9 protein-coding genes are annotated in these 9,735 nt (G+C 55.4%); 7 read left to right on the top strand and 2 right to left on the bottom strand.

Annotated features, from left to right (window positions below):
• Positions 1-124 precede the first annotated feature (124 nt).
• Positions 125-643 (bottom strand): LysR family transcriptional regulator, encoded by a 519-nt coding sequence (locus MHM84_RS21205; protein ID WP_239269040.1) that lies wholly within the window; start codon positions 641-643, stop codon positions 125-127.
• Positions 644-853: 210 nt separating this feature from the next.
• Here MHM84_RS21205 and salA point away from each other — a divergent pair, with 210 nt between their 5' ends.
• A complete protein-coding gene (salA, locus tag MHM84_RS21210; protein WP_239269042.1) occupies positions 854-2,158 on the top strand; it encodes a salicylate 1-monooxygenase in 1,305 nt (434 codons plus the stop codon).
• 242 nt (positions 2,159-2,400) lie between these two features.
• On the top strand, positions 2,401-3,576 hold the full coding sequence (locus MHM84_RS21215) for an ABC transporter substrate-binding protein (RefSeq protein ID WP_239269044.1): 1,176 nt from the start codon (positions 2,401-2,403) through the stop codon (positions 3,574-3,576).
• Between the two features lie 428 nt (positions 3,577-4,004).
• Here MHM84_RS21215 and MHM84_RS21620 read toward each other — a convergent pair whose 3' ends face one another.
• A complete protein-coding gene (locus tag MHM84_RS21620) occupies positions 4,005-4,097 on the bottom strand; it encodes a hypothetical protein (RefSeq protein WP_343218314.1) in 93 nt (30 codons plus the stop codon).
• A gap of 941 nt (positions 4,098-5,038) precedes the next feature.
• Between MHM84_RS21620 and MHM84_RS21225 the strand changes: the two genes are divergently transcribed.
• The 5 genes from MHM84_RS21225 to MHM84_RS21245 form a co-directional block, all read left to right on the top strand.
• On the top strand, positions 5,039-6,142 hold the full coding sequence (locus MHM84_RS21225; RefSeq protein ID WP_239269046.1) for a TRAP transporter substrate-binding protein: 1,104 nt from the start codon (positions 5,039-5,041) through the stop codon (positions 6,140-6,142).
• Entirely contained in the window at positions 6,142-6,777 is a 636-nt protein-coding gene (locus MHM84_RS21230; RefSeq protein ID WP_239269048.1) for a TRAP transporter small permease subunit, read from the top strand. Before MHM84_RS21225 ends, MHM84_RS21230 begins: the two co-directional genes overlap by 1 nt.
• Positions 6,770-8,125: a TRAP transporter large permease subunit gene (locus tag MHM84_RS21235; RefSeq protein ID WP_239269050.1), complete on the top strand. Its 1,356-nt coding sequence runs from the start codon at positions 6,770-6,772 to the stop codon at positions 8,123-8,125. The genes MHM84_RS21230 and MHM84_RS21235 overlap by 8 nt, the downstream gene beginning before the upstream one ends.
• Positions 8,126-8,515: 390 nt before the next feature.
• Positions 8,516-9,334 (top strand): CoA transferase subunit A, encoded by an 819-nt coding sequence (locus MHM84_RS21240; protein ID WP_239269052.1) that lies wholly within the window; start codon positions 8,516-8,518, stop codon positions 9,332-9,334.
• The coding region (locus tag MHM84_RS21245; RefSeq protein ID WP_343218315.1) for a CoA-transferase at positions 9,334-9,735 on the top strand (402 nt) is incomplete at its 3' end. The genes MHM84_RS21240 and MHM84_RS21245, both read left to right, overlap by 1 nt.

Here is a 9,735-nt window from a genome sequence, read left to right on the forward strand (position 1 = left end):
CGCCCGCTTCATGCTCGGCCAGAATGCCGATGATCTGCTCTTCCGTGAATCTCGCTCGTTTCATCGTCCGTCCTCCGGTTAGGTCGGACTCTAATCGACGATGGAGGAAAAATCTCGTGGCAGGTCAATACCTCTGCATGAAAAGCCTTTGTTGATAGAAACCGGCACCAAGCTGTGGAATCAACCCGATAGCTAAGTCAACACTACCTTCCTCCATTTCTCGCTTAAGATCTTCATTTTGGCTGCGCACTGTACTCAATGAAACGCTGGGGGCCTCTAGGGCCAGGCGCTTTAGCAAGCGAGGCAAAAAAACAATTTCGCCGATGTCAGTCATCGCTATGTTGAAGACGCGCTCGGTCTCTATTGGATCGAAGTGTTTTTTCCTGTTTACGGTCTCCTGTAGTAGAACCAGGGCTTCGGCGATGGAGGGATGCAAATTTGAGGCCAGCGGCGTAGGCATCAGCCCCTGAGAAGTGCGTTCGAAAAGCTTATCCTCCAGCAATGTACGAAGTCGCTTAAGGGCATGACTGACCGCAGGCTGGGTAATGCCGAGGCGTAGAGCTACACGCTGAGTGTTTTGCTCCTGATAAAGGAGGTCGAATACCACCAGCAAGTTTACATCGATTTCAGCTAACTTGATCATGGGCTTCCTATCTTCATGGGGATAGTTTTTATTGGACTATCCTGATATTGGACATAGGTCGAACTTGGCTGAATTAAATCTTCCCAACCCTTTGATATATCGAATTATTATTAGTATTTATAGCCAGTATCAAGCAGGTTATGTGGAGCTTTCGGGGCAGAGGGGATAGCGTAAGGAATATCAAAATACCCCCTGACTGGAGACTCCAACATGGTTGAGGACAATTCATACAAGCGTCTTTCCATCGGCATCGTCGGTGGCGGTATCGGTGGTGTAGCCTTCGCCGCGGCTCTCTCTCGGTCCTCCTCCCTCGACATTCATCTCTTCGAGGCGGCACCGCAGTTCTCCGAAATTGGCGCAGGCGTTTCCTTCGGGCCTAATGCGGTAAGAGCCATAGAGCTTCTCAACCTCGGAGGCTCCTATCGCCGTATTGCAGACGCTTCGCCAGCTCCCTTCGAAAATGTCTGGTTCGAATGGCGTCGTGGTAGCGACGATGCTTATCTAACTGCCAGCTTAGCGCCTGGCTGCGGTCAGTCTTCAGTTCACCGTGCCGATTTTCTGGATGCTATCGTTACTCACCTGCCAAAAGGGGTCGCCCATTTTAGCAAACGCTGTATTGATGTGCAGCAGGATGGCGGCGGCGTCACTGCGAGCTTCGATGATGGCACCTCCTTCACTGGTGATATTCTGATCGGCTTTGACGGCATCAAATCTACAGTGCGCGATCATGTGCTGCCTCCCGGACAGCATAGTGACTGCAGTCCCTTCTGGAGTGGCACATACGCCTATCGAGGCATGATCCCTACCACGCAGTTGGAAGCGGCCATGGAGACCAGAGGTGCTGACAAACGCTTGGCTATGGTGCCTCAAATGTACCTTGGTACTGATCGACATATCCTAACTTTCCCGGTCAAGCAGACAGAATTAATAAATGTTGTGGCTTTCATTACTGATCGCACCACGCCAGATCCCAAGTTGGCTGTGGGGGAAGCATGGGTTAATGTAGTGAGTCAGGACGAAATGCTTAAGGTATTCGAGGGCTGGGGCGCCGCCTCTCAAGCCATTCTCTCCTGCATCCCTGAGCCGACGCGTTGGGCACTGCATGAGCTGCCGGAACTACCTCGCTATCAACGTGATCGCGTATTAATCGTGGGGGATGCTGCCCATGCGATGGTACCTCACCAAGGAGCGGGTGCTGGGCAGGCGCTGGAGGATGCCTATGTGTTGGCCAGTTTGCTAAGCGATGAAGCATGCAATCGAGAAAATGTTCAGAAAACTCTTGCGGCCTTCGAAGCTGTTCGCCACGAGCGCACCTGCAAGGTTCAGCGTACTTCGCATGAAGCGGGAGATGTTTACGAATACAGCGCACCCAATATTGGTGATAACGAGGCGCGCCTTGTCGCCGAACTGGAGACCCGTTTCGACTGGCTCTGGAATCATAATCCTCAAGATGACGTTGTTGAGGCCAGAGTGCAGCTAGGCTGGGAACCTATCTCATTCACTGCCTCGGCCTGAAACATAACATTAAGCAACACATCGAAGGGAAGGCACCGTTGTTTCATCTATACCCGCAACTTCTCTTTATAACTGCATTAAAAAATCCATTGCTGCATGTTATTGTCAGTTAGGGAATAAATTTTTAAAAAACTTTAGCTGTTGCTGTTTCGAGCTATAAAAATAGCTGGTGCTGACGGTTTTCTTAAACCAAAGACAGTTAGTCAACGATAATCATAACTACCAAAACCTCTGGTGAAAAAATGAAAGAATCATTCAATAGTACATTATTGGCTTCTCTTTTGGGGGCGGGGATTGCATTTTCAAGCATCGCCAACGCCAACAATGACGATCCGATCAAGCTCGGCTTGATGCTGCCTTACTCTGGGACCTATACGGCGCTGGGTGAAGCCATCACCAACGGCCTGAAGCTGGCTATCAAGGAACAAGGCGGTCAGTTGGGGGGGCGTGAGATAGAATACGTGCAGCTCGACTCTGAGGCCAATCCCTCCAAGGCGCCACAGAACATGAGTCGGTTGGTCAAGGGAGACAATGTCGATTTCGTGATCGGGCCGGTGCACTCCGGGGTTGCCATGGGCATGCTTCGGGTCGCCAAGCAGACGGGAGCGCTCACGATTATTCCCAATGCTGGGCTGGAGGCAGCTACCAACCAGTTGTGCATGCCCAACGTGTTCCGCACTTCGCACAGCATGTGGCAGGACAGCTATCCGATGGGCAAGGTCGCCTACGATCAAGGCCATCGCAACGTGGTAACAATTACCTGGGACTACGCGGGCGGCAAGGAGGATGTTGCCGGTTTCGAGGAAGCCTTCACCGAAGCGGGAGGCGAGGTAACCAAGCGGATTCTAGTGCCGTTTCCGAGCACCGAGTTCCAGAGTTACCTGACTCAGATTGCCAGTCTCAAGCCGGATGCCGTCTACACCTTCTTTGCTGGCGGTGGCGGTGTGGACTTCGTGCGTGATTACTCAGCGGCCGGACTGAAGGAGAGCATTCCACTGTTGGGTTCAGGCTTTCTGACCGAAGGTAACCTCCAGGCGCTGGGCGAGGCAGGGGAGGGCGTCATGACCACGCTTCACTATGCCGATACCCTTGAGAGCGAAGCGAACCGCAAATTTGTTTCAGCTTATCAGGAGGCCTATGGTGAGCTGCCCGATACCTACGCCGTTCATGGTTACGATACCGGAATGATGCTTGCCCAGGCCTTGTACGCCGTCAAGGGCGACACCGAGAACAGGGAAGCGCTGATCGAGGCACTCTCCAATGTTCACTTGAATAGTCCTCGTGGACCGATGACTTTCTCCGAGTCTCATCACCCCATCCAGAATGTTTACCTGCGTGAAATCCGCGATGGTAAGCATGAGGTCGTCGATGTCGCTTACGAGCAACTCGAAGTACCGGATGATGCCTGCAAGATGTAAACGGCTGACTGAGGCCGGGCGAGCCAGATCTGCCCGGCTTTTTGGCTTGCGCAAGCGGATGAGCTCGAGAGGCTTTATGGCAACCCGAACCATTACTTCACGACTTCGCGGGACCAAACAGCTAGGCTCTTTACAGCTAGTCGGATTCTCCAAGTGCTGAATGGAAAGGCTACGGCAAGCCACTGAGCTTGGATAGTAGGTCGATGGCCGTGTACGAGGTGGGGAGAAAGACCGTAAGTGCACTAGGTGAGGCTTCAGTCGGCGTATTCAAAGCCATGCATAAATCGGCTAGAAGCGAAACATTGGGTGCTGCGGTGTCGCTTTTCCGATTGTGCCAGTCAGATCCGGGCAGTTTATTAGTTATAGTGAAAACTTCGTACTTCTAGTGCGAGGATCGATGGGGCCGCCGAGGTAGCGCGGGGCTCCCCTTATTCGGGCCTTCTCTGCTGAGCAATGAACTGTTTGACAATGCTCAGCGGGGCGCCGCCGACGCTTCCAGCAAAATAGCTCGCACTCCACAATGCGTTTTATCGGTAGCAGGGCTGAACCAAGTCAGGATGTAGTAACTTCATTCGCCTGCTCGAAGCACCTTTTAAACTGTTGGCCAGCTTGGAAACCGCTCCCTTGGGCGGGAAGTTCACCAGCAAGAAAGAGCCCAGGCAGCGCACCTGCGCCATTCACGCCAATATCAAGAACCGCCGCAAGGATGCCCTGCACAGATTCTCTCGCCATTTTTTCAACCGGTACGGTGAAATCACCGTGGCGATGTTAGCCCACAGAAACTAGTACGAACCGGTATGGTGGAACCCGTGCTCGATACCGGATGGGCCAGTTGAAAACGATGCTGAAATAAATGTGCTCATGCAGGCATCGTGTTCAAGAAAGTGCGAGAAGTTGCAAACACCCGCATCTGTTCGGTGTATGGCTCGCTTAGCGGGCCACGCCCCGTGAGTGGGTTGCGAGTAAGAGGCTGGAATGCATGATATGTGGAGTCGCCCATGACCGAGACGTAAATGCGGCCCTGAGCATTCTCAATCTCGCGGCGGGGCATCGCCGTCCAGAGTAGTTGGTTCTTCTTTGGAAGAGCCTCTCCCTGCTGGTTAATTTCTGCTTCTTAAAGCATGGTTGAGTGGATCCCGCTTACTTACCAGGCACTATATCTAAGAATCGCTACTCCTCGCCGGTTCTACGCTGCCGCTAGACGTGGTCCTGCTTTATAAATTGTGGCTGCCATTAAGGCCGAGGTTATCCTTTTGGCTAATTAATTTAGATGACACTTTTTCGCATGCCTAAATATTACGTATGCGTTTCTTATGAAATGCTGTATGGAAGGCCAGTAATCTTGCCGGTTTCGCAAAAAACTGCATGTCTATAATACCTTCTGGGTTTTTTGTTCTACTTATAGAGTATTTTTAAGATGGATAAGTAGAATGTATTTTTTTAAAAAATATGTCAGGAGGCGATGATGATAAATTATAACGCTGGTGCAGTCGTTTGTTTCTCTCTATTTTGCTTATCTTCGGAAGCAGTTTTGGCAGACCGCGGAGAACGATTAGATGTGGCAAGCGCCTACTCTACCCAGAATATGTTCGGACAGAGCGCTGAACGTGTTGCTTCCCAACTAAAAAAAATTTCAGGAGGTAAAGCTGGGATTTCAATCTATGACCCTGGCGAGCTAGTGCCAGCATTCGAAATTTTTCCTTCCGTTTCTTCTGGTGCTATTCCAGCTGGCTGGACGAGCATTGCTTACTTAGCGGGCACATTGCCGATTGCCAATCTTTATGGGGCTCTTCCCTTTAGCCCGCCTGCTGAGGCCGTATTTTCCTGGACATTTGCCGGGGGAGGGTTGGAGCTTCTCCAAAAATCCCTTGATCCTTATAATGTCAAAGTTCTGCCTTGTTCCTTTCTGCCACAAGAACCAGGCGGTTGGTTTAATAAAGAAATAAGTAATATTAAAGACCTAGATGGGCTCTCCATGAGAATCTCGGGCCTGGGCGCTAAGGTTTTGAACGCTCATGGTGTCTCTACCCAGCTGATTCCTGGAAATGAAGTATACTTATCTCTTGAACGTGGTAGGGTAGATGCTGCAGAGTTTTCCATACCTGAAGTCGACAGTGCCATGGGGCTTCCTGATATTGCAAAAAACTATTATTTTCCAGGCTGGCAGCAGGGGGCAGGGTGGTTAGCATTGCTAATAAATAAGGGTGTATGGAATAGCTATGATGAAAGCCGCAAGGCCCAGTTTGAAGCAGTTTGTCGATCTAATATTCAAGAAGAGTTTAATAAGGTAATTCCTGCCCAGGTGAAGACCTTGGAAAGGCTGGAGAAGAACGGGACTTTAATCAATCGTTTTCCCGAAAATGTCCTTGCTGAGTTACAGATGACTTGGGAAGAAGTGCTCCAGGAGGAGAGAGAGAGGAGCCCGGACTTCAGTGAGGCTTACAAGTCTCTCATAGAGCATGCAGCACTAATGGATAAATGGTACGAGCTACAGGCACTTCCGGCACCCAAAGCCATCCAGGGTGAAAGCCAGCCCACGCCGGTCCAGGCTGAAGGAGACGCGTGATGACCGACGCCCGCCTTGCGCCCTGGCGTGAGCGCGGTGCGGCGGTGTGTGCCGCCCTGGCCAGACCGCTGGTCTGGCTGGGGCTGTTCGTCGGTCGTGTCACCAGCTGGCTGGTCCTGCTGGTGATGCTGGCCGTACTCACCACCGTCACGCTCAACGCCCTGGGCATCAACGAAATCGCTCGCTGGCAGGAGGACGTGCTGCTGTTCGGCAATGCGCTGACCATCAACAGCGTGACCGAACTGCAGTGGCATCTGTTCGGCGTTCTCACTCTGCTCGGCGGCACCTATGCCCTGCATCACGATACCCATGTGCGCGTCGACCTGGTCTACCAGAAGCTCACGCCGCGTGGCCGGGCCATCGTCGACATTCTGGGCCACCTGCTGATGCTGATCCCGTTCTGCCTGCTGATCGCCTGGCTGTCGCAGCACTTCGTGGCGATGTCCTACGTGTCCGGCGAACGCTCCAACTACGGCGGCCTGACCGACCGCTATCTGATCAAGGCGATGCTGCCGATCGGGCTGATGTTCCTGGCCATCGGGGCGCTGGGCCAGGTGCTCAATAATCTGGCCGGCCTGTTCGATCCGTCCCGTCTAGCCGCGCCCACTCACGACAAGGAGCCGATCCATGGCTGAGTTTCTGGCCGAGTACGCCCTGGCCATCGCCATGGTCGTGGCCCTGTTGGCGGGGATCTTCACCGGCTACCCGGTAGCGTTCCTGCTTGGCGGGCTGGGCATCGCCTTTGCCTTCATCGGCGGCATTCCAATCCCGTTTTTGGGGACGGTGGGCTCGCGTATCTTCGGTGGGGTGATCGAGAACTGGCTGATGATCGCCATTCCGCTGTTCGTGTTCATGGGCCTGATGCTGGAGCGCTCGGGCGTCGCCAAGCGCCTGCTGCTGACCCTGCAGCGCCTGTTCGGGCGCACCCCTGGCGGCCTTGCCATTTCGGTGGCGATTCTCGGTGTGGTGATGGCGGCGAGTACCGGCATCATCGGCGCCTCGGTGGTCATGCTGGGCCTGCTGGCATTGCCGGTGATGATGAAGCAGGGCTATCGCGCCGAGATGGCCTGCGGCGTGATAGCCGCCTCCGGCACGCTGGGCATCCTGATTCCCCCCTCGATCATGCTGGTGCTGATGGGCTCGATCCTGCAGGTGTCGGTGGGTGCGCTGTTCAAGGCGGCGATGATTCCCGGGCTGCTGCTCGGCGTGCTGTACATCGTCTATCTGCTGGTCACCGCCTGGCTCAAGCCCGACTGGGCGCCTCTGGCCGACCCCGATGCGGTGGACGCCGACACCACGCCGCTGCCGCTGGCACTGCTGCGCGACCTGCTCGGACCGGTGGTGCTGATCGTCGCCGTGTTAGGCTCGATCATGGCCGGCATCGCCACCCCCACCGAGGCGGCGGCCATCGGCGCGGCCGGCAGCCTGCTGCTGGCGCTGGTCATGCGCAGCCTGGACTGGGCGACCCTGCGCGAGGCGGTGCGCGAGACGTCGCGCACCTCGGCGATGATCCTGTTCGTGGTGATCGGGGCGACCTGCTTCTCGGTGGTCTTCAAGCGCCTGGGCGGCGACTACATGATCGAGGAGATGATCACCGGTACCGGTCTGGGGCCCTACGGACTGCTACTGCTGCTGATGGCGCTGATCTTCGTGCTGGGCTTTTTTCTCGAGTGGATCGAAATCAGCTTCGTGGTGCTGCCGCTGGTGGCGCCGGTAGTCGAACTGCTCGACTTCGGCCTTGGCCTGTCGGGTCAGGCGCTGCTGATCTGGTTCGCCATTCTCGTGGCGATCAACTTGCAGACCAGTTTCCTGACGCCGCCATTCGGCTATGCGCTGTTCTACCTCAAGGGCATCACCGAGGGACAGATCGGCATCGGTACCATCTACCGCTCGATCATTCCCTTCGTGGTGCTGCAGCTCACCGGGTTGGCGCTGTGCATCGCCTTCCCGGCGCTGGTGCTGTGGTTACCGGGGCTGCTGTGAGGAGCTAGCCACAATTCCTATATAGCTCAAGGGAGTTACGATCTGGCCGCGTCTCCAATAGCGATTGAGTGCCGGCCATGGATGGCTTGGCATTTATGGTGCCCGGCAGGGTTGAAGCGTCGGCCCTACGCGATGCAGGGCAACCGGAATTATACAATGGTAGCAGTCTGGCGCAGATCGAACATGCCCTTAAAGCGCTCTGGTAGCTAGCAAGCTGCTGTTTTTCATGACTAAGGCTTATTGGCAGGGCCTGAGACACTCTCCAGCCCCTCTGCTTTTTGCGGTTTGACGTCGGCAACAACCCTAGGTAATTTCGTTCGTTTTACAAACTTATGTTCGTATTGAGAACATAATTGTTAAGCTATTGTCGAGCTGAGAGAGGCAAGACCCATGGCCGAATTTCTCAGCCTGCATGACGCGGTGGCGCGCTACGTCGAGGGCGGCGCCACCGTGGCCATGGAGGGCTTTACCCACCTGATTCCGTTTGCCGCAGGCCACGAGATCATCCGTCAGAGCAAGCGCGACCTGACATTGATCCGCATGACCCCCGATCTGATCTACGATCAGTTGATCGGGGCCGGCTGCGTGAAGAAATTGATTTTTTCATGGGGTGGCAACCCAGGTGTGGGTTCGCTGCATCGCCTGCGCGATGCGGTCGAGAAGGGCTATCCGCGCAAGGTCGAGATTCTCGAGCACAGTCACGCCACCATGGCCTGCGCCTACGAGGCGGGTGCCGCTGGCTTGCCGCTGGCGGTGCTACGTGGCTACATCGGCAGCGATCTGCCCAAGGTCAACGACCAGATCAAGTTCATCGAATGCCCGTTCACGGGCGAGCGTCTGGCCGCCGTGCCCTCGATCCGCCCCGATGTCAGCGTCATTCATGCCCAGCGCGCCGACCGCAAGGGCAACGTACTCGTCGAGGGCATCATCGGCGTACAGAAGGAAGCCGTGCTGGCCGCCAGGCACAGCATCGTCACCGTCGAGGAAATCGTCGATGACCTGGGCGCCACCCCCAATGCCTGCGTAATTCCCGGTTGGGCCATCGATGCCATCGCCGTGGCCGAAAAGGGCGCCTATCCGTCCTATGCGCATGGCTACTACCCGCGTAACAACCGTTTCTACAAGGAATGGGATGCCATCGCCCGGGACCGCGACGCCTTCAACGACTGGCTCAAGACCAACGTGTTTGAAGCGGGAGGAGAATCCTGATGAGCAACTATACCTCCGCGGAAATGATGACCCTCACCGCTGCGCGGGCATTGGAGAACGGCACCACCTGCTTCGTCGGCATCGGCCTGCCCTCTGAGGCGGCCAACCTGGCCCGCCTGACCCACGCGCCGGATGTGGTGCTGATTTATGAATCCGGTACGCTGCAGACCAAGCCCGATGTACTGCCGCTGTCGATTGGCGATGGCGAGCTATGCGAAACCGCGCTGACTACCGTCTCGGTCCCCGAGATGTTCCGCTACTGGCTGCAGGGCGACAAGGTCGACGTGGGCTTCCTGGGAACGGCGCAGATCGACCGCTACTGCAACCTCAACACCACGCTGATCGGCGACTATACGGCACCCAAGGTACGCCTGCCGGGCGGTGGCGGAGCGCCGGAGATC

Origin of the sequence: Halomonas sp. McH1-25, from assembly GCF_022348165.1 — a bacterium.
Taxonomy (GTDB): Bacteria; Pseudomonadota; Gammaproteobacteria; order Pseudomonadales; family Halomonadaceae; genus Modicisalibacter.